At 60.3% G+C, this 24,804-nt stretch carries 15 protein-coding genes; 11 read left to right on the top strand and 4 right to left on the bottom strand.

All coding sequences use genetic code 11. The features are described 5' to 3' along the window. Positions 1-325 precede the first annotated feature (325 nt). Both H1B37_RS29455 and H1B37_RS29450 read right to left on the bottom strand, forming a co-directional pair. Positions 326-1,585, bottom strand: a complete 1,260-nt coding sequence (locus tag H1B37_RS29455) for a hypothetical protein (protein WP_182870872.1) — start codon at positions 1,583-1,585, stop codon at positions 326-328. A 244-nt stretch (positions 1,586-1,829) separates the two neighbouring features. Further along, complete coding sequence (locus H1B37_RS29450) at positions 1,830-2,123, bottom strand: transcriptional regulator (RefSeq protein WP_095739454.1); 294 nt, start codon at positions 2,121-2,123, stop codon at positions 1,830-1,832. Positions 2,124-2,284: 161 nt separating this feature from the next. Between H1B37_RS29450 and H1B37_RS29445 the strand changes: the two genes are divergently transcribed. From H1B37_RS29445 to H1B37_RS29410, 8 genes are all read left to right on the top strand, one after another. Beyond that, positions 2,285-2,521, top strand: coding sequence for a hypothetical protein (locus H1B37_RS29445; protein ID WP_182870871.1), 237 nt, complete (start codon positions 2,285-2,287; stop codon positions 2,519-2,521). A 29-nt stretch (positions 2,522-2,550) separates the two neighbouring features. Beyond that, positions 2,551-5,436 (top strand): hypothetical protein, encoded by a 2,886-nt coding sequence (locus tag H1B37_RS29440; RefSeq protein WP_182870870.1) that lies wholly within the window; start codon positions 2,551-2,553, stop codon positions 5,434-5,436. A gap of 170 nt (positions 5,437-5,606) precedes the next feature. Next, positions 5,607-6,404, top strand: coding sequence for a hypothetical protein (locus H1B37_RS29435; protein ID WP_182870869.1), 798 nt, complete (start codon positions 5,607-5,609; stop codon positions 6,402-6,404). A gap of 439 nt (positions 6,405-6,843) precedes the next feature. Continuing rightward, on the top strand, positions 6,844-7,362 hold the full coding sequence (locus tag H1B37_RS29430) for a hypothetical protein (RefSeq protein WP_182870868.1): 519 nt from the start codon (positions 6,844-6,846) through the stop codon (positions 7,360-7,362). A gap of 154 nt (positions 7,363-7,516) precedes the next feature. Continuing rightward, a complete protein-coding gene (locus tag H1B37_RS29425; protein ID WP_182870867.1) occupies positions 7,517-10,768 on the top strand; it encodes a choice-of-anchor Q domain-containing protein in 3,252 nt (1,083 codons plus the stop codon). Between the two features lie 82 nt (positions 10,769-10,850). Further along, on the top strand, positions 10,851-12,131 hold the full coding sequence (locus tag H1B37_RS29420; protein WP_182870866.1) for a Gfo/Idh/MocA family protein: 1,281 nt from the start codon (positions 10,851-10,853) through the stop codon (positions 12,129-12,131). Positions 12,132-12,238: 107 nt separating this feature from the next. Beyond that, a complete protein-coding gene (locus tag H1B37_RS29415) occupies positions 12,239-13,477 on the top strand; it encodes an outer membrane protein assembly factor BamB family protein (protein ID WP_182870865.1) in 1,239 nt (412 codons plus the stop codon). 290 nt (positions 13,478-13,767) lie between these two features. Next, complete coding sequence (locus H1B37_RS29410; RefSeq protein ID WP_182870864.1) at positions 13,768-15,600, top strand: rhamnogalacturonan lyase; 1,833 nt, start codon at positions 13,768-13,770, stop codon at positions 15,598-15,600. Between the two features lie 146 nt (positions 15,601-15,746). Here the strand turns inward: H1B37_RS29410 and H1B37_RS29405 are convergent, their stop codons facing one another. Further along, positions 15,747-16,925 carry a GIY-YIG nuclease family protein gene (locus H1B37_RS29405; RefSeq protein WP_353620954.1) on the bottom strand — a complete coding sequence of 393 codons (1,179 nt, stop codon included), beginning with the start codon at positions 16,923-16,925 and terminating at the stop codon, positions 15,747-15,749. A gap of 108 nt (positions 16,926-17,033) precedes the next feature. Further along, the gene (locus H1B37_RS29400; RefSeq protein WP_353620955.1) at positions 17,034-19,370 is read right to left on the bottom strand and encodes a diguanylate cyclase; all 2,337 of its coding nucleotides are present in this window, start codon (positions 19,368-19,370) and stop codon (positions 17,034-17,036) included. A gap of 578 nt (positions 19,371-19,948) precedes the next feature. On the opposite strand from H1B37_RS29400, the gene H1B37_RS29395 reads away from it, so the two are divergent. The 3 genes from H1B37_RS29395 (at position 19,949) to H1B37_RS29385 (ending at position 24,796) form a co-directional block, all read left to right on the top strand. Beyond that, the gene (locus H1B37_RS29395) at positions 19,949-22,276 is read left to right on the top strand and encodes a TolC family protein (protein WP_182870861.1); all 2,328 of its coding nucleotides are present in this window, start codon (positions 19,949-19,951) and stop codon (positions 22,274-22,276) included. Positions 22,277-22,406: 130 nt separating this feature from the next. Next, complete coding sequence (locus tag H1B37_RS29390; RefSeq protein WP_182870860.1) at positions 22,407-23,384, top strand: efflux RND transporter periplasmic adaptor subunit; 978 nt, start codon at positions 22,407-22,409, stop codon at positions 23,382-23,384. Then, complete coding sequence (locus H1B37_RS29385; RefSeq protein WP_220498429.1) at positions 23,381-24,796, top strand: efflux RND transporter periplasmic adaptor subunit; 1,416 nt, start codon at positions 23,381-23,383, stop codon at positions 24,794-24,796. The genes H1B37_RS29390 and H1B37_RS29385 overlap by 4 nt, the downstream gene beginning before the upstream one ends. Positions 24,797-24,804: the final 8 nt, after the last annotated feature.

Here is a 24,804-nt window from a genome sequence, read left to right as displayed (position 1 = left end):
CCAAAACCGATCGCGCAAATGACTCCGACCACATAGTGACGATGACCGCGATCTGTTTTGGGGAGAGGGGTTGGGGGTGAGGGGCGTACACCCGAGCCGTCTGCGCTTCACCTCTGTTACTTTTTGCAGGCCGCCGGCCCCCTCATCCCCAGCCCTTCTCCCCCGCAAAGCCGGGGGAGAAGGGAGCCATCGTATCTTGTGTAGACACCGATGCTTCGAGGGAGGGCGTTTTCAGTGCTGGATGCTTTAAAACGTGACTCGGTGTGATCGGCCGCGGGCAGCGCGACTCCCTGCAACGCCCGAAAAGGAACGTCGTACGCCGGACCTACAACACGGTCGTCTTGATCGCCGATCCGTCGGGGCGGGTCAGGCGGAATTGGAATTGCCAGTCTTGGGCCCAGGGTTGCGTTTGGGCGTTTTGCAGGACTTTGATTAGGACCGTGTTTTCGCCCTCGACCAGTTCACAGTCGTCGACGTATTGGTCGATCCGTGTTCCCGAGTGGTAAACTTCGTTGCTGGAGACCAGTTTGCCGTTGATCCAGACCTTGTTGGCGGTGATGCAGCCGATGCGGGCTTGCGCGGCCAACGGCGTGTCCGCGTTTTCGACGGTGAACGTCGCAAACAGGTAGGCGGCGGCATCCTTTTCGTTGGACAGCGGTCCGTTCAAATCGACCATGCCCAATTTGTCGTCGCTTTGGATCTGTTGCCAGTTGACGGTCTGCTGCTTCCCCGCTTCCGGTTTCGGATCACCGGCGGCGTCTTTGGCGATCGGTGATCCGGATTCCAGGTAGCGGTGTTCGGGAACGTAGGCGGTGTCGAAGTGTTCGCTGTCGGTGTTGTCAAAGGGGCCGATCAGCCACCAGCGACGCATCATTCCCAGTTCGTCGGCCAGGTCGATGTTGACGTCCAGGTCGCCCAGAAGTTTCGCCGTCTGTTGCAGTTGTTTGGGGCTGCGGCCGTTGGCGATCACCTGACGCAGGATCGGTTCGGCTTGATCCGGCTGGCTGGACATCAACGCTGCCCCCTGGTCGATCATCGCTGCGATCTTGAGGAATCGGATCGGAAGCGAGGGGTCGGTTTCCGCGTTGGCCAACAACGTCGGTTTAAGAGCGTCGTCATGTTGGACCAGCAACTGATAGGCGACGTAGCGCGCGTCGGGATGCTTGCCGCGGTCAGAAAAATACTCCAGCAGCGCGTCCTTTTGAAACGGACCGTTGTCGCTGACGTCGGCCGCGATCGCTCTCAACCAGTTGGTCCCGCGTCGCGTCGCGTTTTCAAACCCGTCCAGAACCTCGGTCACTTGCGAACTGGACAGTGACTGAATCCGGCTTGCCGCCGCCGAGGCGTCTTGGTCCAAAGCGGCCGAGCCATCGGCCCGTGCGATCGTTTGCAGCGATTGTTGGACGCTGGGCGGGGCCGAAAACGCGGGAATAGAAAAAGCCGGCGCCACCGAGAGTGTCGCCGCCAGGCCGATCGCGATCCGTCGTCCAGAACGCCGTTTCGCGGGCGTGTCGTGCGTCAAGTGTTGGCCGACGGGATTGTGGCGAGCAGAAACGTGGCGGGATGGGCGAGGCTGTCGATTCATGTTCAGCGATCACGGGGTTCCAGATGGGCGGGCGGGATTCAACGCATGATAGCTGAATCGGACACCGCCCGCGGAACGGGTGAACGCGAACCTTGAAGTGCCGGAACGGTTGGGTTGGACAGTCGCCGTCCTCTCCGAGGTCGGCGCTGGGCGGAGCTTTGCTTTTTCGGGCACGCCGAGTTCGGAGAACACGGCGACCCTCCCAGCGTACCGTCAAGTACGCAACTTGCGTTGCGGTAGAACACTAAAGCAGGTCTTCTTTTTCCAGGATTTCTCGATATTGATCGCGTTCGCGGCGGGTGGCTTCCAGGTCAAACACCAGGTACTTCATGTCCAACCGCAATTGCGACAGGGCTTCTTGGACGAGGTTCAGGATGCGTCGCCGTCGGGTGCTGCAATCGATCGCACGCGAGAGCGCCGGCGCGACGGTGTCACGGTAGCGTGCGGGCAGGGCGTCGATCGCTGCAGTCAGCTCACGCAATTCTTGGGGAACTTCGTCGCCAACTTGTTTGTTCGATCCGATCGTCGTCTTTTGCATGCGCCAGGGCTCCGGAGAGAGATACATTGAAAGGTTGCTTTGGTTGCCGTCCTTTGCACTCGCGGTGCCAGATCCTGCCGGCACGGCCGAGTTTTCTGCGTAAGCTGTTCTGCGGCAAAGGTTTAGGGTGATCGCGGTTTTCGTGATGTCAAAAGGAAACGGTGAAAAAAAACAACACCATTTCGCCTTGGCTTGGCACCCTAAATCTTGATACACAAACGTCTTACGGAGTAAGCGACGGGTTGCGACGTGATGTGGAATTTTTTCCACATCGTCGCGTCAACCGCACACTTTGTTCAACGAGTTCACCGGTCGGCGTTCGGTTGGTTGCGGCCGATCGCCATTTCCCCGTCGTCCTGCTGATTGTTTGGGCAATGAAGATTTGGGTCAACAATTGAAGTTCCAATACCGACGCTCGCGATCCAAAGTGCTGTCAGTCGTTCGGGCTCGGCAAAGCTTGCCGTCGAACTACCACGCCGGGGCACCCTCACGGGCCCGAATGGCGGCAAGCGGTGTCGGGGCAAACGCGGAAAAAAACGACTCGCCGATCAACCCCGCTCTGGCCGGCGGCGGGTTTCCACGAGTCGGATTGGTGCTTGTAGGGTTCACGCTGGTGGTCGCGTCGCTAGGCACTCCGGCCCGCGGGGATCTGTTCGATTCACTCGATGCCTACCCACCCCGCTGGCAGCTGGACACTTCCGATTGTGATGCCCGGCTGATCGAGCATAAGAACCTGGCCGACGGCGGCATGGATGGCGGTGGTTGCGAGTCGATGACGTTCCAAGCGGGAGTCGGCAGCGAAGCGATTTTGGTTTACCCGATCGAACCGATTCATGCGATCAATGACCTGGTCGCCAACTTATCGATCATGAGTGCCCGCAAGGGGGCCCGAATCGGGCTTCGCGTTCGTTTCCCCTACCTTCGCGATCCTCAAACGCGTCGCCCCCTGTCAGCGATCCTGTACGGTGCAATGTATCAGCACCCGGGGAAATTCCAGTCGCTCGGCGTCGGCAACATCGAACGCGAGTTGCGGATCAAAGTCGCAAACCTGCGCGCGGTTCACGGCAGCGATGCGAATCTAGACAACGCCTACATCGATGCGATCGTGATCAATGCTTACAGTGGTCCGGGAACAACGACCTTGCGGATCGATCAAGTGTCGGTTCGGGGCATGATTCCGGTCGGCGATCATGGGCGCGTCGACGCGGTGCCGGCGCAGGGTGGGACGGTGGCGGCGGGTCCGAGCGGTCGAGACGTGTCGATCCGATCGCAGCAGATGTTAAAAATCCGGCGCCCGGTCGCCGACGGGGATCGCGACAGTCCTCCGCTGGCCGCTGCGGCCTTTCCGCAAGACGATGTGATCCGGATTCTGGAACATCGCGGCGAACCGTTGACGTGGATCCGGTCGCTGGGATTTGACGCGGTCTTGTTGCCACATCCGCCGACCGCCGATCTATTGCGCGACGCGATTCAAACGCAATTGCTCGTCTATGCGCCACCGCCGATCGCCCCCGATCCGGCGCTCGGTCCGCTATTGGATCCGGTGATGGCGTGGTATCTCGGCGGCGGGGTGGCGTTGGACAATGCCCGTGTTTCCCAGACCGACAAGACCGTGCGGCGATTGCGGATGTTTCCCGCCGCATGGCAACGTCCGATCGTGATCGCACCGGTGGAACGTTGGGCCAGCTATGGCGCGATCGCCGACGCGATCGTTTCCGATGCGGTGCTCCGCAGTCGGGGGCTGCCGTCGGCCGAACAGGCGTTGATTTTTCAAGATCGTCGCGCCCGCATCGGCTCGGGGACCGAGATGGCGGTCGCGATCGAGTCGTCACCGCCGAGCAAGTTGGCGTTGATGAACCGATCAATCAGCGCCGCGATCGGGGCACCGCCGGGCGGTAACTTCCGCTGGCACTCGATGTTCACCCAAGTCGTCCAGTCGCTCGAACAGGCACCGCGGTCGATCGTGTTTCGTTCGCAAGAATCGCTCGCGTCGGGGACGATATTCGCTCACCAGCGATCGATGGCGCTCAGCTATCTCAACCGCTTCGTGGCCATGCTGGGGCCATGGATCGCGTCGAGTCGACCGGCCGCACCGTACCCGATCCGCGGGGCCGCCTATCGCTGTGGGCGGTTGGATGCCGGCGGCGATCAGTTTTTGTTGCTGACGTCCGACCAGACGACACGTGACCAGGTCCTTGCCGGTGACGGACGGGCCGTGGAGATTCTGTTGCCGCCCGAAATGACCAATCGAACGGCGTGGCGGCTGACGAATTTTTCGGCCGAGCGGATCGACATCGATTCGACATCGACCGGTGCGCGAATCGAAATCGTTTCACCGGATGTGGCAGAGATCATTGTGGTCAGCGCCGATTCGTCGTTGGCCGCCCGCTTGGACCAATCGGCGCGTCGGTTTGCCGTCCGCGCCGCATCGGATCGTTGGCAATTGTGCGGCGACCAGGTCCGCCAAGTCCGCCAGGACTGGGACCACGCCGTCAGCTCCGGGGCGACCGAGGCGATCATGCCGCTGGATCTGCTGACGGCGGCCCAGCGGACGCTGGGAGACGCCGAGAGGGTGTATCGTGCCGGCGATGCCGAAGCCACGTTGCGGCTGTCGCGACGCGCCGATGCGTGGGCCGTGCGGTCGCGGCTGCAACTCTCCCAAGCGCTTTTGCCGAGTACGCTGCCCGGTGGCGCACCACGCTACATCAGCAGCCCGCCGATCGACGAAGGCCGTCCGACACTGCAAACCGCCTGGCAAACGCTGATGGGGGATGAAGGCTGGAGCGACAACCTGATCGCATCGGGCGGGCTGGACCGCGCCGATGTGTTGACCACCGGCGGCTGGGCGTTCGGGCAACGAACGCTGGTGCGCGCCGAGTCCAATGCCCGCTGGATGTCACGTGGATTCTTCAGCGGAAAAGGCGCGATCGCTTTGGCGGCCGCCGCGACAACCGGCGAGTCACTCGGAGGCGGCTATGAGGGCACGATCGCAATCCTGTCCAGCCCCGCCGTCAGGATTCAGAACAATCAAGCGGTTCGCGTGGATGCGATGATCCGCACGATCGGGTTCGGCGGACCGCATCAAGGCGTCTTGGTCTATGACAATTTGGGTGGCCAGGAAATGGGGGTGCTGGTTCGCGGCGCGACCGATTGGACCCCGGTGCGGCTGTATCGGCAAAGCGTCGGCGAAACCGAGGTGCGGGTGATGTTTGAAGTGATCGGCGACGGCGAGGCGGTGGTCGACGAAGTCGCGGTCCGAGTCTGGGACCCGGAGCCGTTGCCCGCTTTGCCGCTGCGCCCGATCTCTCGGTAGCCAGATCAACGTCGTTACCTTCGCCCAAAGGTGCCGCCCAAGCGTTTCCCACGCTCTGGCGAGCGTGGCTACATCGGATTGATGCGTTCCAGATCGCAACACGACGTCTGGCTTTCGGATACGCTGTTGCATCGACACCCCCTACGTCTCTCGCTTGTTCGCCATTTAAGATGCCAACGACCATCAACGGAATCGGGACCCAGTACTACGGCCGAAAGAACCCGCGCGTGTATGGCGGCATCTGTGATTCGTGCCAGCGGCATGTCACGCTGACCGACTACGAAACGGGCTATTACTTCGTCGTGCTGTTCATCCCGGTCATTCCGCTGGGAAAGAAGCAGATCATCGGCGAGTGCTCGGTCTGTCGCCGACACCGTGTGATGCCGCTGAAGGAGTGGGAGCGGATTCGGGAGGAAAACCTCGAATCGGGGTTGGCCAATCTGGCCGAGAACATGGATGACCCTTCCAAGGCATTGGAACTGCTGCAGAGCATGACGGTGTTCAACCAGATGGATGAAGCGATGGAGTTGGCTGCCGCGACGGCGAAACAGCACGCCAAGGATTTTGACACGCTGATCGATATCGGGTCCTGGTACGAACGCCAAGGCCACACCAAGCTTTCCGATCAATGTTTCGATCAAGCCATTCAGCTTGACCCCCAGCATCCGACCAGCAAACGCATTCAGGGCGTCAACGCACTCCAGGCCGGCAATCCGGGAGAGGCGGCGAAGTCGTTCGAGCCGCTGCGCAAGTCGGCCGATTTCTATGACCCGTCACTGTTTTACATGTTGGCCGGCGCCTACCAAGGCAAACAGATGCACGAAGAGGCGATCGCGGAGTACAAGGATCTGTTGTCGCGAATCCCCGAGTTCGGAAAGGACAAGGAGTTCCGCAAGGCGGTCAAGAAGTCCGAAAAGGCGCTGGGAAGCCCGACGTCGATTCTGCCCAAGAAAGGGATCTTCGGCTAGGTGACTCAATCACGTCATTCACCCTCCCTGTCGAGGTCGTGCGGTTTTTAGCCTCTGATTTAACAGGCGTTTACGACTTCACCCTCCCTGGCAGGGAGGGTCGCGGAGGAGTGAGCGACGACGCGGGGAGGGTTGATCCGCGATTCGATGTGCCCGAAGGACAGAAGCTTGTTCGGCAGTTCACCGTTCGACCTTCCCTCGCTACGCTCGACCCTCCTGCCAGGAGGTTGATTTCCAAAAAACGCACGACCTCTGTCGGGGAGGGGAAATGCTTGACTTGGTGCGGATGGGGGTACACTGGACGGCCCGACACGCCGGCGTGAGCCGGTTGCGTTTAATCGCAGTCCAGGCGTTGCGGGGGAGAATGACCTTTTGAAAACGTTGGCTGGTCGCTCACACCAACTTCAGCGCCATTCTGTTCCACACGGGGGAAATGGAGATGCGATGCATTCTGTCAACACTGTTCGTTGTCGCGATGGGGTTCCATTGGACCGCGCCGGCACAGTCTGACGATGGCGAATCGATCAAACCCCAGATCGAACTGCAATCCGGGCCGCTGACACCCGGATTGGTGCTCAACGAATCGCCGCGTCCGGTTCATCAGATCCGGGTGCTAGTCGATGCTACGCGTTGGCGTGGAGTGCTGCTGCTGGACGGCAACACGCCCGAGTTCGATGAGTTCGGCAAACTGATCGGCGGACTTCAAAAACCGCACGTGCGCGGCGACGGCGACGCCGAGTTGATCGAGACGATCGGGGTCACGATCGAAATGGTCAAGCATGGTCCGGACAAGTGGAGTTTGTATCGTCTGCGTGGTCCCAAGCTGGAGGCCGCGTTCCATCTTGCGATCCGAGGTGAAATCGCCGCCGGAGGGCCGGCGCGGGTGATCGTGTTGGGGAAGAAGGGCGACGTGGAGATCGTGGTCGATTGCTCGCGGTATGGTTTAGTGGTGCCGTGAGGTTTCGCGTGCGGTGAGAGGGGCGTCGGCACGCGGGGCGCGCGGGGCGACCGCCCGGAAGGGCCGTCGTGCGGTTGGCGGCACATCGGTGAGGGAACTTGTGTATGCTGAGCCGGACCCCGATCCGAATGCCACACTCCTCCCATCGTTTCTGATGCTAAAATCTCGCTTTCGACCGCGACTTGAACCACTCGAATCACGGCGGATGCTGGCGACGTTGGTCGTGACCAGCGCTGCGGATAATCTGGCGACCGACGGGGAGTTGACGCTTCGCGAAGCCATTGTGGCGGCGAACGCCAACATCAGTGTGGACGGAAGTGTTGCCGGCGACCCGGGAAGCGACACGATCGAGTTTGCGCCAGCGCTCGGTGGGCAAACGATCGATTTGGCACTGGGAGAAATCCAGGTCAGCGAATCGATTTCGATTGTCGGTCTTGGCGCCGACCGATCCGTGATCGACGCGGGCAATCAGTCACGAATCTTTCGCTTCACCGATTCCAGCGGCCCGCAGTTTTTCTCGGTGCAAGGGTTGAGCCTGCAAAACGGTGTCGCTCCGGTCTTTATTCCCTCCGGGGATTCCTTCGGCGGAGCGATCTACTTGAATTCCGCCAGTCGATCGAGGTTGTTGATCCGCGATTCTCACTTGGTCGCCAATCAAGCGACGATCGGAGGGGCGATCAGCGTCAGTCGAGCGATTCTGCACATTGACGGCAGTTCGATCAGCGGCAATTCGGCCGATTTTGGCGGCGGGATTTCGGTCCAGGAATCCAATAGCACACTGACGAATACAACGGTTAGCGATAATACGGCTGACGTGATCGGGGGTGGGATTGACCACTTCACCCACGACCCAAACCAAAGTTCGACGCTGGACCTCATTCATGTCACGGTGATGGACAACGAAGCGCCGCAAGGGCGCAACATCCGCAGCGGCACCAAGGGTGGGGATGCGGTATTGCGGTATGCCAACTCGATTATATTCGGTCAGTCGAACGTCTCCGAATTGCTCGCGGGGCCTCCCGATGGCAGCGGTAGCGCCACAGCGGTTTCTCTGGGGGGCAATTTGACGGACCATTCGGTTGCGTCGGCCAATTTGACGCCCCAGGATCGGCGGGTGCTTTCGTTCGAAGGCAACATCGGTCCGCTGAGTGACAACGGCGGCACCGTTCCCACCCGGGCACTGCACCCCTTGGATTTTGCGGTCGATCTTGGGCTGAACGACGGAGCGGTCGGGCCGGGACCGGATTTGTTGATGGGCACGGCGGATGATGTGGCACTTTCCACCGATCAGCGAGGAGGAACCTTTCACCGATCGGTTGACGGGGGGAGCGGGACTGCGACCGTCGACGCGGGGGCGTTCGAGATTCAGGTCGGGATCGACGTCCCGGATCATTTGGTCGTTAACAACACGATCGATGTTCTGTTTCGTGGCGACGGACCCGACCTTTCCGATCTAACCTTGCGCGAAGCGATCCATCTGAGCAATCTGCGCATCGGCCCCAACTCGATTTCGTTTGACGATGCGCTGTTCGGCGAGACGATTCGATTGACGTCCGGGCGGACCCTGTTTGTCTACGACGACCTGGACTTGATCGGCCCGGGAGCGGACAAGTTGACGATCGACGGCGACAACCAGAATCGCCAGTTTGTGTTTCAGGCCAACGAAGACATCGGCTTGAGGTTCTTGATTCAAGGGCTGACCTTGACCGGTGGAAAATCGCCCTCCTCCGGCGGTGCGATTTTCGCATTGCGGAACCGTTTGGTCGTCAAGGATTGCCATTTCGAAGGCAACCAGTCGCCTTTTGCCGCGGGGGCGATCTTTGCCAACAATATGACGGCCCAGGTGATTCATTCGTCGTTTGTCAACAATCAAGCGGCCGGCAACGGCGGCGCGATCGGCGGCTTTAACGCATCGCTGGAGCTGGTCGGGATCACCGCCAGCGGCAATCAATCCGGACAACACGGCGGGGCGGTGCACAGCCGGATTACCGATGGCAATGTCGCGCGGGTGACGACCATCGAAGGTTCGACCTTTGTCGGTAACTTCGCGCCGATCGGCGCCGACTTTGTGATTCGTCCCAACGCCGGACTTGATGGAAACGCCGAGCTGGCAAATTCGATTTTCGCATCCAGCGTTGCGGGAACGCAAGCGATCGTCAACACGCGTTCGGGAACTGAACCGCCCGGCAGAATCATCTCACACGGATCGAACCTTGTCGTCGATGATTCCATTGCCGGATTCAATGCCAATGATCGGAACGATACCGATGCCTTGCTGGGCGAGCGAACGATCGCTTCCAATGGAGTGCATTTTCACGCAACGTTGCCGGGAAGTCCGGCCCATGACGCCGGCGACGAAACACGCCGCTCTCTCGATCAATTCGACGTGGACGGCGATGGCGATCGGTTGGAGCCGATCCCGTTTGATTCGATTCTTGGGCCGCGGTCGGTCGCACTGGACAGCGACGGCGTGGGCGGAGGCGTTGACATCGGCGCCTATGAAGCTCAACGTGACGTCGTGATCAGTGCGGCCAACGGACCTATCGGAGTCCTAATGGGCCAGCAGAACGTGGTGTTCACCACGGTCAACGGTGTGATTTTGGCGACAGCGTCCCAGGACATCGACTCAATCACACTTCGCGGCAGCTTTGCAAACGACGCGCTGGTCTTGGCCGACCTATCCGGCGTCGATCCCGCGGGCAATGGGTCGCCATGGGTGATCGCCGTGGAGGGAAACGGCGGCACCGACTCGCTGGTCATCTCCGGCACCTATTTCGATCCGGCCAACGGAATTGACGACCGTTTGACTCTGTCGGGGATCGGTCAAGTGATCCAGGACACGACTTTCTCGCACGGCGTTCGTTTGAGTCCCCAGACTGTCCGTCACGCCCTGGGCGAATCATCCAGTCGGCTTGATTGGATCGTCGATCATACCGCTGCGTTATCGACCGTTGACGATTGGCGCTACGCAGGGCACGTGTTCGAAGACGCGACCTTTTACCGGCGATTCCAAGCCGATGGGATCGAAGTACGCATGGCGGATGTTTCGCCCTGGACCAACCCCCTTAATCCGGTTGACGTCAGTGCCGGTGATGGCGTGTCACCGATCGATGCACTGCTGGTCATCAATGCGATCGCCCAAGCGTTCTACTTTGACCCCCAAACCCAGGAATTAAAGCATCCGGTCGAGCTCGGGACGTTTTCGGACGCATTTTATGACGTCAATCAGGACGGAAAAATTTCTCCGATCGACGCGTTGTTCGTGATCAATTTTATCGCCCGCCAGCCAGCCGAGGGTGAGGACGAGGCCGATAGTGACGTGGTCGTGAGCGACTTTTTGAAGCCCAATTCGCCCCAGATTGTCGACCACGTGATGGAGCGATGGATGCCGCCGCGTCTGGGTTGAGGACACATCGTCGGCGTTGCGGCCTGCTATAATCTGGGCCCCTGCCCTCGAACCCCCCATATCTCTCCCGCTCGCCATGCTCATGTCACACCGAAGAACCCTGCTCAAGGCTGCCGGCATCGCCGCCGTTTCCCCGTTTGCGTTGAGCACTGCGATCCGGCCTCGCCCGGCCAGCGCGGCCGCCAGTGAACGCATTCGATTGGGCGTGATCGGGATCGGACCGCGGTGCCGGTACGTGCTGGGAGGGATGTTGAAACATGCCGATGTCGAGTGCGTCACGATCGCCGACGTCCAAGCGAATCGACGTGAACAGGGAAAACAACTGGTCGACCAGCAGTACGGCAACACCAACTGCGAGACGGTGATCGACTTTCGACGCGTTCTGGACCGCAAGGACATCGACGCGGTGCTGATCGCGACGGGAGATCGCTGGCACGCGACCGCGTCGATGTTGGCCGCCGAAGCCGGAAAGGACGTCTACAGCGAAAAGCCATGCGGGATCACAATCGATCTGTGTCGTCGTCTTTCCGAAACCGTCGAACGAACCGGGCGTGTCTTCCAAGCCGGCACGCAGCGACGCACCGTCGCTAATTTTGTCCAGGCGGTCCAGCTCGCCCACTCGGGAAAACTCGGCAAACTTCAAACGCTGCACGCCACCGTCTACATGCCGGAGATCAATACGACGTGGTTGCCGGGACAGCCGACGCCGGACCGGCAGGTGTGCGACTGGAACATGTGGCTCGGTCCGGCCCCCTGGCGACCGTTCCACCAGGATTACGTCAACGGTCGTTGGCGCGGGTACGTCGATTTTGATTCCGGCGCGCGGTTGCTGGATTGGGGCGCCCACACGATCGACCTGTGTCAGTGGGCCAACCAAGCCGATGACACGATGCCGGTCGAATACACGCCGGACGAAAAAGGGATCACCGCCCACTATGACAACGGCGTGGAGTTACGGATCCATTTCTTGGAAACCCCGTTCGGCGAGCGGCCCGGTTGGGTTCAGTCATTGGGCACCTGTCCGGTGCGTTTCGAGGGCACGCAGGGGTCGGTCGAAGTCGGCGATAGCGGCGGCATCGTGATCAAACCCGAGTCGATCGGCAGCGGATTGCCAGAGCTACCAAAGAAGAAGTCGGGGTTGGACGTCGAAGCCCACTCGAGAAACTTTCTGGACTGCATCAAATCACGCGAGTTGCCTAACGCGAATCATGTCGTCATGCGTCGGTCGCACACCGCATCGCACGCCGCGGCGCTTTCATGGTTGTTGCAGCGGACGTTGCGAGTCGATCCGGCGACGGAAACGTTTGTCGGGGATGACGAGGCGAACCGGTTGCGCTCGCGTCCCGAGCGGGATTGGGCGTGAAACGACAGATCGGTGTTGGCGTTTGACAGGCTGGAAGCCTATCCCACGGGTGTGATTTGACAGGCTGGAAGCCTATCCCACTTTTTGAAATTCATTTCAGGTTTTACATGTTCCGTTCTCGATTCTTGGTGTTCTGTGTCGCTGCCGTATTCGCGTTGACAACTTGCACTGCCCACGCGGGGGATTGGCTTGGTTTTCGCGGTGACGGCCGGTCGTTTGATCCGGAGGCGAAGACGCCGGCTGAGTTTAATTTTGAATCCGGAAAGAACATTGCCTGGCGCGTGGCGACCACGGGACGAGGGATCGGTGGCCCATTGGTGATCGGGGATCAGGTGATCGTGACCGGATGCGGCGGCGAAGACGAACGCGATCTGTATGTCGAATCGTATTCGGTCGCCGACGGAAAACTGCGGTGGTCGCGACCGATGCGAGCGACGGGCCGGCCGTTCACCCACCCGACTAGCTCCAACGCCTCACCGACGCCGGCCAGCGACGGCGAGCGGATCTTTGCGTTGTTCAGCAGCTGCGATCTGGTCTGCTATGACCTCGATGGGCATTTGGTTTGGTACCGCGCACTGGCGATCGATCATCCCAAGACCGGCAACGACATCAGCATGAGCAGCTCGCCGGTCGTCGTCGATGGCGTGGTCGTCGTGCAATTGGAAAACCAAGGTGATTCCTTTGCCGCCGGAATCGACGCGAGCACTGGCGAGATCCTGTGGACCAACGCTCGAAACGCGTCGTCCAACTGGTCGTCGCCGCAACCGGTGACGTCTGAGGATGGAATTTCGGCCGTCGCGATGCACAACGGGGCAGGCGTCGAGCTGGTCGATGCCAAGTCCGGTGAAGTGCTGAAACGCTTTGACGTTTCCGGCGACGGGACGGCGTCGAGCACCTTTGCGTCGCCGTACATCATCGTGCCCGGGCAATCGACCACGGCGATCCGACTGAGTGCCGCGGAAGCCGCAGGGGACGAGGCGGTTGCGACGATCCAGTGGCAGAGCAACAAGCTGCGTCCCCAACGATGCAGCCCGGTGGCATCGAACGATCGAATCTACATGGGACGCGGAAGCACGTTGATGGCCGGATCGATCAGTGACGGATCGGTGTTGTGGACGGCACGGCTAGGGAAACTGAACAATGTGTGGGCGACACCGGTGTTGACCGCCACGGGACTGTACGTCGTCGGTTCGGACGGCAAAGTCCTGGTCGTCGAAGACCAAGGTGACAAGGGCAAAGTCATCGCCGAGTCAGAGCTGGGCGAATCGGTCCTGGCCAGCCCCGCCGTCAGCGGCAACGCATTGTATTTCCGCAGCGAGAATGGGTTGATCAAGGTCGCCGGCTGAATTCGAGCAAGCGGTAACCGCAACCAAATTTGCGGTCCGGGCACTTCCGCGTCGGTCTGGCGTCCGGCGATGCGCGTTCCGCCGCATCAGCTTCGGCGTTGCCAGTGTTGCAATCGACTCGACGAAACGATTCTCTTCACCGTGTAAGATTGTGTTCGGTTGAAAGCGGGGGACAGATGACCGTTCTGTTCTTCCTGCTCCCCTCCGCAGCTTCCCCATTCAACGCTTTCTGGAAGATGTCCGTGTCCCGTTCGTTGCTCTGCCATCTTGTTTTTGTTTTGTTACTACCAATGTCGGTCCGATCGGCTGTTGCACAGCGGGTGATGGAGCGACTCGATCGCGGTGTCGTTGCCGTCCCCAGTGGAGACGATGTCTTCATCGGTTGGCGGTTGCTCGCCACGGAACCGCAAACGATCGGTTTTAATGTCTATCGTCAAGACGGCGACGAGGCTCCGCGCCGACTCAACGCGCAGCCGTTGACCGCCGGCACGAATCTTGTGGATTCATCGGGAACCACAACCGACGCGACGACGTACTTCGTCCGTCCGACCATGGACGGTATCGAAGGCGATGCATCCAACGCCGTGAGCATTTGGCGGGAGGGTTACTTGGAATTCCCGATTCAGCTCGCTGAGGGTTATCGCGCCGGCGACGCATCGATTGCGGACCTTGATGGCGACGGCCAATACGAACTTGTTCTGCATCAAGTAAGGAATCCCAAAGACAACTCGCACACCGGCATCACGGGCAGCCCGATTCTGGATGCCTACGAATTCGATGGCACACTTCTGTGGCGGATCGACCTCGGCAGGAACATCCGCGACGGCGAGCACTACACACAATTCATGGTTTACGACTTGGACGGAGACGGGAGTGCAGAAATCGCCTGCAAGACGGCTGACGGAACGATCGATGGCACGGGGGCGGTGATCGGCGATAGGGGCAAGGACTTCCGCAACCTCGACCAGGGATCGCGGCGGTTCGGTCGGATCCTCGAAGGCCCTGAATTCTTCACGGTCTTTAGTGGCCAAACCGGCGCGGCACTCAAGACAGTCGATTACGTCCCCAGTCGCGATCCGATCGACGGTTGGGGTGGAATCGGCGGTAACGGGGGAAACGATTCGTATGGAAACCGTTGCGATCGTTTTTTGGCGTGCGTGGCTTATCTCGATGGCCAGCTACCGAGCGTCGTGATGTGTCGCGGTGTCTATGGTCGGATCGTGATGGCCGCGTGGGATTGGCGAGGCGGTGAGTTGAGCCAGCGTTGGGTCTTCGACTCCGGTATCGCCTACCCTCCGTTCGACGCCGCTTCGGAGTTTTCCGGCATGGGCGGACATTCTCTGTCCGTCGCCGATGTCGATGCGGACGGCCGTGACGAAATCGTTTATCAAGCGATGGTCGTCGACGACAACGGCAAAGGACTTTATTCAACGGGTTTAAGGCACGGTGATGCCATGCACATCAGTGACATGTATCCGCAGCGTCCTGGTTTGGAGGTGTTCACAGTCCAAGAGAACGAAGGGGCAACCGTTCGCTTCCAGACTCCGGGGGCAGCCATGCGGGACGCGGCCACGGGCGAGATCCTGTGGAGTCATAGTCCCGGAATCGATGTCGGCGCCGGTCTAGCAGCCGACATTGATCCGCGCCATCCAGGCTTTGAAGCTTGGGGTGGACCTGGCGGGTTACGCAACTCCGCCGGCGAATCCGTCGGCAGGTCACCACGCAGCACCGGCTATGCGATCTGGTGGGATGGCGATTTGTTGCGAGAACTGCTAGGTCGCGGCGGACGCGTCACAAAATGGGACTGGGAAGCGGAACAGGAAAGATCGATCTTCGTCGCACAGGGACGCGGGGCTCCACGCGGCCCAAACTTGATTGGCGACATCGTCGGCGATTGGCGTGAAGAGATCATCACGGCTTCTCCCGACGGCCAGTCGCTACGTGTTTACACGACTTCGATTCCGACCGAATCTCGGTTGTACACGCTCATGCAAGACCCACAATATCGGCTCAGCATTACGTGGCAGAACGTGGTTTACAATAAGCCGCCGCACACGAGCTTTTTCCTTGGTCACAAGATGGCGGATCCGCCGATTCCGGCGATCAAAATCGTTGGCGAGTAAAAACTCGTGGTCGCTCGCAACCTGGGTTTCGGGTAGCGGAACTCGCCCAGAGTTTCGCACTGATGCTGCGACACCGCACGGGGGGCCGAAAGCGTTGGCGTCTTCCGCTACGACATGGACCGGAAAATTTACAAGTTGACGTCGCACTACGCGGTCATCGATTTCCGATAATACTTTCGTCCGGCTTGTTCGGGGGCGAAGGTGCGGTCGAGTTCATGGGGGTGTTTTCGAAACCACGATGCGACGGTGCCCAGCGTGTAAGGGAACGGGCCGTGGCCGCGGTCGGCGGCGCTCTCCAACGTCGCTTTCCATCCGTTGATCGTCGGCTTGATCGCCTGATAGGCGTCTCGACCGATCGGCGTGGCAGCCACCGCGCTGACTTCGCCACAATGAATCAAGTACCACAGATGGCAACCGTCATAGCCGGGCACCGCGTACACAAAGCTGTACTTGCGCCGGGCGGTGGCCAGCATCGTCAGTTTGCGATGCACGTAGCGGAGTGATTTGAGCGTCTGGTGGACGCGACCGGCGAGTTCGTACTGGCGGTTGGCCGAGGCGGTTTCCATGCGTTCTTGAAGCAGGACGAGCGGTTCGTCATTGAATCCATCGAGAAAGCTTTCCGCCGCGTTGACTTGGGCGGCATACTCGCCGCGGGTGCATGCGGCCGCGCACGGCCCCAAGCACGTGTTCAGCTCCAAACGCAGGCAACCGGGGCGGTGATCGATGTCGAACAGAGACAGCTGTTCGGCAAACTGGAACGTTTGCTGTTGGCTGCAATCACGCAGCCGAAAGACTTTGTTCAGTGCGTCGACGGCATTGGCCATGCGTTTGGCACCAAAAAATGGTCCCTGCAGTGAAATGTACTCATTGGGGATCTTGGGGGAGAGAAAGAACTGCGGTGCGGGGCCGCGTCCCAGGCACAGGTAGACCGGGCGTTGGCGTTTGGGAACGCCTTGCACGTTCCAGCGGGGCGTGAACTTGCGAATCAGTTGCTGCTCTCGCAAGAGTGCGGCGAACTCGCTCGGCTGCGTCTCCCACTGGATCGCACGGGCGTTTTCGATGATACGTCCGCCTTTTTCGTCTTCGTTGGCGGCACTGAAATAGCTGAGCAGCCGATTGCGAAGCGATTTGCTTTTGCCGACGTAGATCAGTTCCCCGCGTCGATCGAGCATCCCGTAGACCCCCGGAACTCGGGGACAGGACTGGCTGATCTGACGCTTCAGCGATGATTTGGATGTCCCACCGACGGCTTCGATCGGGCGAGCGGTGCGGGGGTTGAACGGATCGATCCCGAATCCGATTTCGTCATGATTTGCTGCTAGCACGTCCACCTATCGCCCTTCCCTGAGAAAACTCACCGACCGTTAGAGTCGACAGTATGGCCGATCGGCGGTTGGTTTGGAAATCGCAGTTTGCGCGCGATCGTCCGAGGGTCAATCCGACAATTCAGATGCCGGCGTGTTTTCAGCCGGTGTGACACGAGGATTCCCCGTGCTCTCGGATTGCTCGATCAGTTCCGATTGGGTGTTGCGGCATAGCTCCAGCAGCTCGTTGGTATCGTGAAGCAGTGCCAGCCAGGAGATGTCTTGCTCGCTGGCCCGTTGGCGGATCCGATCGGCGGCTTTGGCGATCGATTCGATGTCGCAACTGCGGGCGTACATCCCCAAGCGAGCCGCCAACGTCTGCATCCCCTCGGTATCCTGGCTGTCGATCGCCGCAGCCAGGCGTTCGACTTGGAATCCGATCTGGATTGCCGCTTCGCTGTTGGCGGTGGTGTCTTCTTCGGGTTTGCTGGTGATGACGCTGGCGAAATGCTCGACCAATTCCGGGTCGAACTGCGAACCGGCGTAGCGTCGCAATTCGTCGATTGCCACTTGATGCGAGCAACCGTCGCGGTAGACGCGGTCGGAAACCATCGAGTCATAGCTGTCACAGATCGACAGGATCCGCGCGCCGAGGGGGATCTCGGATCCCACGGGCAAGTTTCGAAAGCGTCCCGATCCGTCGAAGTGTGCTTGCCGAAATTGAACGGTTTCGGTCAGCTCCTGGCATTCGAATGCCGTTTCGATCAGTTCCACCCCGATGCGGTCGTGCCACGCGATCAACTCCATTTCATCGGGGCTGAGCTTGCCGCGTTTGAGCAGGATTTCGTCTGAAACGCCGACCTTGCCAATATCGTGAAGTAGCGCGGCGATTTCCAAAATGTATTGGCTGCCGGCGTCCATGTACTGTTTGGAAACCTGCGAGCAAAGGTCGGCCACTCGTCGGCTGTGCTGCGCCGTTGCGGCGTCGCGATAGGACAGTGACGCGATCAATGCGGTCACGGCTTGATAAGGGATTTCGGCGCGTTCTCGCGATTCCGGTTCTTCGCCTTCCATTTGCGACAACTCGGGGCTGTAGGGAATCACACAGTTGCGTCCGCCGCGTTTGGCGGCGTACAAACACACGTCGGCTTGGTTAATCAATTCTTGCGGATCCGCCGCCTCGAAGCGGGTTTCGGAGACACCGACGCTGGCGGTCAACCGCAGTTGAGCCGGTTCGGTGAAGGTGATTTTTTCGATCGACGCTCGGGTTTGCTCGGCCAGATCGAGGGCGGTTTCGAAGTCGATGCCGGGAAGCAGGACACAGAATTCTTCGCCACCGTAGCGGCAAACCAAGCCGTGCTCGCCGTGTTCCTCGCGCAGAACGCGTGACACCTCCCGCAAGACGTCATCGCCGACGGCGTGTCCATACGTGTCGTTGACCCGTTTGAAATGGTCATTATCGAACATGATGCACGAAAGCGGCTTCTTCTCCGCGGCGGCGGTTTTCCAAAGGTGCCCGAATCGTTCGAAAAAAGCGCGGCGGTTCAGACAACCGGTCAAGGCGTCGGTGGTGGCCAGGATTTCCAGTTCCCGGTTCTTCTCTTCGATTTCGTCGCGGCTTTCACGCAACATGCTCAGCATCGCTTCGAGCTGTTTGCGATGCTCTTCGATGTGGGTGACGTCCCGGAATGTCGCCAGGGCCCCGCGTCGGGAGCTGCCGCCGCCGATCGGCGCGGCGTTGACCGAAAAAATCCGCTCGTCGCCATCATGGACCTTCAGGTGCAAGATTTGCTCGGTGATCGTTGCGGACTCGTCGATCGCCGTCATCCAGGGGTAACTTTCCTGCGTCTCGCTGTTTTCAAAGGTCCACGGCAGTTCGTTGGCGCGGGAATCGACCAACAGCTCGCTGGACACTTCGACCGTCTCGGCGAACGCCCGGTTGGCCAACACGATCTTCGCCTTTTCGTCCAACACCAACAGCCCTTCGGCAAGCGTGTCCAATGCCTGACGGACGCGTTCGGGCACGACTTGGGTGGTGCTGAATACCCGCATCACCTTGCCCACAAACAGGGTGTACCCGAACAAGCCGGTGATGCAGTAGAACGCCAGCAACCGCATCAGCGGGTGTTCGGCGATGGCGCCGAAGGTCGATTGGTCGGGGGCGCGAAAACAGAATTCGACCGCGCCCCATTCACGTCGATTCAGCGTGATCGGCACGCTGATCGCGTCGATTCCCTCGCTGTCGGTCGAAACTTGATGCCACAGATCTTCATGGTGCCCCGCATTGACCTTCAGGTCGCCGTGTTTGCTGCGAACCCCAATCGACAGCAGGTCGGCGTCGCGATCGACCAATGTCTCGGCCGTCGCGCGGAGGTCCACCCACTGTTGTTTCCGCACATCGGCCGCGGCGTTCACCGCCACCGCTTCGCTCAGACGGCGCCGAGAATCGCTTTGGATCTGCGTCACATCAGGCAATAGCCCAAACCAGTGACTAGCCAAAATCAAGCTAGCACCGAGGCAGACCAACGCGATTGCGAGGCGAATCGACTGGAGATAAACCCTACCCAAGACGTAACTATCGAAAAAACGAGTTCAAACAGTCAAATCGGGGCGTCGCCACCCCGGGATCACGTCGACCCGGTATCGAGCCGACCCGGTATCGAGCCAAGTTTTGCTTCCCCGTATGCCCGTTGCCCCGGCGAATCGCCCCCAAGGCCAGCGGCATGCGAAAAGAAATCAGGATCGCGCCACGATGGGGAGTCGTATCGATTGTGACGACACAGGGCTGATCAACGTTAGTTGGGGTGACTCGGAGTTTCGGCCCCTGGTGGGCAAGTGCCGTCAGCCAGCTCCGAGGGGGATGGCTTTGCATGCAATTGTCAAGCTTTGGCGATTGTTCTGCCTGTGCCCGCAATCCATGGCGTCGAGACGTCATTTCCCCATGCCGGATCGATCCGATTGATCGTTGCGACCGATTCAGCACTTTGCATGGACATGCAAGACGCATGGGGTGCGCTGCTGAATTGGACTTAAACGAGAATTTGATGCCAAGGTTGGGATTCGGTCCACTGACACTCGTTGCGCTCGTCATGGTGTTGACCATGACGGCGGCGCGGGGGTTGTATGCCCAGGATCCGCCTGAAACGCGTCGCTTGGGGATTGCCCAGCCATCGCCGTCGGCAACCATCGCCGCCACGCCCCCGGTCGGTAGTCTGCCGAAACGCTTGCCACCGGCGCCCAACGCCCCGCTGAATGCAGCCCTCGTCACCGGCGAATCGGCGCCGATCCAGTGGTGGACCGACCGGGTGACCCAGCAAGTGCTCGACCGCGACCGTTGGGTCCGCTTCGACTTGGAAACGATTCTGTTGGACACGCTGGCACACAGCCCGCGAATTCTGAGCGTCGGTTACGAAGCGAGCACGACCTTCCAACGGATCATCCAACAGGACGCCGCCTTCGATTCCACGATCCTGTTAGGCGGCAATCTGGGCGCGACAAACGATCCGGTCGGCAATACCCTGACGACCGGAGGGGCAGACCGGTTGCGTGAAAAGTCGCTCAATTTCAACGGCGGCGTGCGAAAGACCACGCGGACCGGCACCGAGCTGGAATTGTCCCAGGAGATCGGTTTCCTGGACAGCAATAGTTCATTCTTTGTGCCTCGTGACCAGGGCAACGCACGGCTGAGCCTGAGTCTGACCAAGCCACTGCTTTCGCGCGGCGGTCGCTACTACAACGAGCGTCTGGTGACGCAGGCGAGAATCGAGAGCCGGGTGGCATGGCAGGACATGCGGGGCGCGGTCGAGCAGCGAATCGCGGATGTGATCGCCGCCTACTGGAAACTGTACGAAGCACGGGCGATGCTGACCCAGCAGCGTGAATTGTTGGCGCGCAGCCGGCATATCGAACGGTTGCTTGTCAGCCGAAAGGATTTTGACGCCGCACTGATCGAAATCACCAAGGCGAAACAGCGGGTCGCTCGCCGCGCCGACCAAGTGATCGACCTGGAGGCGGGCCTGAAGAAACAGCAGGCCCGTCTGGCCGCGTTGGTCGGCAGCGAAGCGATGATCGGAGCCGACAGCGATTTGGAGTTGATCCCGATGGCGGCGCCGGTCATCGATCAAACCCGGTGGACCTTGCGGGATGCCGTCGCCCAGGCACTCGAGAACCGCCCGGAAGTCCGCGCCGCAACGCACGACGTCGAGCTTTCGGCGTTGGAATTGCGGGTCGCCCGCGCGGAATTGGAGCCCCAGCTGAATTGGGTGTTCAACGGATACCTGGCACAACTAAACGGCGCCAGCAAGGTCGCGCGATCCTTCGGCGAACAATTTGCCAACGCCCCGGGCGTCTCCACCGGTTTGGAATTCGAGCTGCCGCGAGGACGACGAGCGTTTCGCGCCCAGCATCGCGAAGCCCTGTTGAGGGCGCGGCAGCGGTCCCAGCGTCTGCGCGAAGTGATCCAGCAAACTCAATTCGATGTCGAAACCGCGTTGATCGATCTGGAACGATTCGAACAGCAATTGGTCAGCAAACGCAACGTGCTGTCAACCGCGGTGACCGAAGAGAATATTCTGACGGTCCAGTGGCGGATCATCGGCGGCGACGATTCACGCGTCGGCATCAAGCTGGAAAATCTGTTGGATGCACAACAGCGACGCACCGATGCGGAAAAGGATTTGGTCAAGGTGCAAGCCGCCTATATGATCGCGTTGGTGCAGTTGCAACGTGCGATGGGGACGCTGCTGATCAACGAAGGGATTCGGCCGGCACAATCGACGTGCAGCGGCGAGATCGATTTTCTGCGCGACGACTTCCGCTCAGAAACGATTATCTTGTCACCGGAGCATGCGGCTGCGCCCGGCGGCGAAACAACCCCGGACGCTGCAGCGATCCGCGACGATGTGCCGGCTGCTCTGGGCAACGATGCGGCAGGCAAGGCGGCATCGTTAATGCCCTCCGCAGAGCCGACGGCCGCGATTCACCAAGGCAGTGCTGCACCCGTCCAGGAAACTCGCGACGATACCCCGGTACCCGCTGGCATTCCAGACGCGAGCGGTGCAACGGAATCGACACGTCCCACGGTGGCGTTACCGCGACGCATCGGACGCCCCGCATTAAATCCTCCTGCGACGCCCGCAGTGCAGCCTACGCAACTCGCAGCCCGGCAAAGCACACCGTCGACCACATCTCAGCCAATACCGGCGCTGCCGGCCGCGACGAGACAATCGGCGTCTCCCGCGGACCGCAGGACGCCAAGTCATGGGGGGACGGAAACGCCTGCGTCCGCGTTGATTCCACGCATCCCGTCCAGCCCTGCGTTGCATCAGGATCGCGCATCCTGGCGAACACCGTCGGGAGGATGGACGCGATAGCGAGTTGCGTCGCCCGCGACAACCGTTGTCTGTTGGTTGCCATCACCTATCAACCGTTTTGAATCCACGATCCAGTCGCAGAACCGTCATGAAGATCACTCCATCCGAAAAACAATCGAAGCGATCAAAAATGTCGTCGTTCACTCGCGTGGCGTCGTTGGCGCTGGTGGTCTGCGGGATCGCCGCGGTCCCGGCGATTTTGTTTGCCCAGGATTCCGGCGGGTATTCACGGACTTCGCGACAAGCTCCGGGCTATCAGGGCGGTTCGATCACGATCGACTATGAAGGTTTCACGATTCCCAAGTTCGACATCCTTGTCGCCGCAACCGAGATCGGACGCTTGGACGCCGTAAACGTCGAAGTCGGTGACCGGGTTTCCAAAGGCGATGTGGTGGCGAAATTGGAAGACGGATTGCAAGCCGAGGCGGTCGCGACGGCCCGCTGGCGGGCGCAAATGCACGGCGAAACCGATGCCGCCAAGGCTGAAACGACGCTGATGAAGTTGCGGCTGGAACAATTGCAATCGCTCGCCGACCAGGATGTCGCTCGCCCGGATGAACTAAAACGCGCGTTCGCAGATTGGGAGATCGCAAAGTCGCGTGAGCTGGGCGCGATGGAACAAGACCAGCTCCGCAAATTGGAACTTTCCCGGTACGAGTTGCAACTGCGGCGACGAAAGGTGCTGGCGCCCATGGATGGTGTGGTCGCCGAACTGTTTCACGCCCCCGGCGAATACATCACCCCCGCCGATCCCGCCGTCATTCGCCTTGTCGTGCTGGATGAACTCTACGGCGTGTTCAATGTCCCGGTGGAGGAAATCGGGATGGTTCACTTGGGCGACAAGGTCCAGGTGTTCATGACCGGCGCGGGGAAAAGGGTGCGTGGCGAGGTCGCATCGATTGCACCGGACATCGATGGCGAAAGCGGGACGATCAAGGTCAAGGTGTTGTTGGACAACAAGGCGGGTGATCTGCGCAGCGGCGATCGCTGCCGAATGAAGCCCGCCCGGCCACGCACGGCACAACAGAGCCCAACATCGTCTCCGCTCGTCCGACGGATCGGCCCCGGGGCAATGGCCAACCAGCGTGGGGTGTCGGGAATCCGATGAGCAGCACGCATCCTTCGCTAACGACACCGCAAAGGCGGTCGGCGGACTCTGGAACTGCATCCGCAATTCCGGGCGGCGAAGCTGCGCGCGGAGAAATCGGCGGCAGCACGGCGGAGTCGTCTACTGTGGCGGATTCGGCCAAATCACTCGCGCTGATCCAGTGCGTGGCCGAAGCGAAGGATCAGACCGCAGCGATCATCGCGATGGTCAATTTTATCGCCAAGCAATTTCCGACCAGCCGTGTCCGCTGTGGTCTGGGGGCCAGCCAGATGCGACGGTTTTACGAATGTCGTTTGGGTTGGCTGGGGCCGGCCAGTGAGCTGTTTCAAAACGCAGCAGAAGGTTGGAACGATGATGCGTCGTCGTTGCCGACGCGGCCCGATGTTCCGGCGATGGAGACAACGCAAAACAGTGTCGCCCCGAGCGATCTACTGCGGTTGAACCTGGATGACGACGTCGGATTGGGGCGTTGCGTGCTATGGATCGATGGCGGCGAATTGACCCCTGCCGATCGGACGTGGCTGCGTCGTGCCTTGCCCAGTTTGCGCGCGATCGTCTGGATGCGCGGTGGCGGCGTCATGACCCAGTTCTGGCGATGGCTTTCACACAGCGGCATGACCGGTCGGATCTACATCGGGCTTGCCGCAGTGGTGGTCGTCTTGCTGGTGATCTGGCCGGTGTCCTACCGCGTTCGCTGCACCACGGTGGTGCGGCCGAAATATTCGCGGATCGTTTCGGCGCCGTTCGACGCAACGTTACAGGCGGCGCACGTCCAGCCCGGCGATTCCGTCAAGCAGGGTGACGTGTTGATCTCGCTGGACGGGCGCCCGTTGCGGTTAGAACTGGAGGCCATCGAAGCTCAAATCGGTCAGGTTTTGAAGGAACGTGACGTGGCAATGGTCGGTGGACGGGTCGCTGAATCGCAACAGGCAAACTTGAAGATTCGCGAATTGAATCGTCAACGCGATTTGCTGATCAGCCGCCTGGACCGGTTGAACGTGACCAGTCCGATCGACGGGATCATCGTGCTGGGCGATCTTCATCGATCGATCGGGGCGCCTTTGGAAACAGGGCAGGCGGTGTTGGAAATCGCACCGCTGGGTGAAATGGTCGTCGAGCTGGAGATCCCCGAATACGAAATCGGGTATGTCACCGAAGGCATGCCGGCTCGCGTCCGATTGACCGCGACCGAAGGCGACGCGATTGAGCGACCAATCGATGCCGTGTACCCCAGTGCGGAACTTCGTGACGATCAAAACGTGTTTGTCGCTCACATCCATGTCGACAACCAAGACGGCACGTTGCGTCCGGGAATGCGTGGCGATGCGATCGCCTATGGACGGTTGCGACCGTGGCTGTGGTCGATGATTCGTTCGGGATGGGAAAAGACGCTTTGGTGGATCGGGTACTGAGAAGCCAT

Origin of the sequence: Stieleria mannarensis (assembly GCF_014154935.1) — a bacterium.
Taxonomy (GTDB): Bacteria; Planctomycetota; Planctomycetia; order Pirellulales; family Pirellulaceae; genus Stieleria; species Stieleria mannarensis.
The sequence above is the reverse complement of the archived record's forward strand: the minus strand, read 5'-3'. Positions and strand labels throughout refer to the sequence as shown.

Excerpts from the sequence above, each read along its gene's own strand:
- H1B37_RS29455 (WP_182870872.1), bottom strand. The coding sequence starts at position 1,585 with ATGAATCGACAGCCTCGCCCATCCCGCCACGTTTCTGCTCGCCACAAT.
- H1B37_RS29450 (WP_095739454.1), bottom strand. The coding sequence starts at position 2,123 with ATGCAAAAGACGACGATCGGATCGAACAAACAAGTTGGCGACGAAGTT.
- H1B37_RS29435 (WP_182870869.1), top strand. The coding sequence starts at position 5,607 with ATGCCAACGACCATCAACGGAATCGGGACCCAGTACTACGGCCGAAAG.
- H1B37_RS29430 (WP_182870868.1), top strand. The coding sequence starts at position 6,844 with ATGCGATGCATTCTGTCAACACTGTTCGTTGTCGCGATGGGGTTCCAT.
- H1B37_RS29425 (WP_182870867.1), top strand. The coding sequence starts at position 7,517 with ATGCTAAAATCTCGCTTTCGACCGCGACTTGAACCACTCGAATCACGG.
- H1B37_RS29420 (WP_182870866.1), top strand. The coding sequence starts at position 10,851 with ATGTCACACCGAAGAACCCTGCTCAAGGCTGCCGGCATCGCCGCCGTT.
- H1B37_RS29415 (WP_182870865.1), top strand. The coding sequence starts at position 12,239 with ATGTTCCGTTCTCGATTCTTGGTGTTCTGTGTCGCTGCCGTATTCGCG.
- H1B37_RS29410 (WP_182870864.1), top strand. The coding sequence starts at position 13,768 with ATGTCGGTCCGATCGGCTGTTGCACAGCGGGTGATGGAGCGACTCGAT.
- H1B37_RS29395 (WP_182870861.1), top strand. The coding sequence starts at position 19,949 with ATGCCAAGGTTGGGATTCGGTCCACTGACACTCGTTGCGCTCGTCATG.
- H1B37_RS29390 (WP_182870860.1), top strand. The coding sequence starts at position 22,407 with ATGTCGTCGTTCACTCGCGTGGCGTCGTTGGCGCTGGTGGTCTGCGGG.
- H1B37_RS29385 (WP_220498429.1), top strand. The coding sequence starts at position 23,381 with ATGAGCAGCACGCATCCTTCGCTAACGACACCGCAAAGGCGGTCGGCG.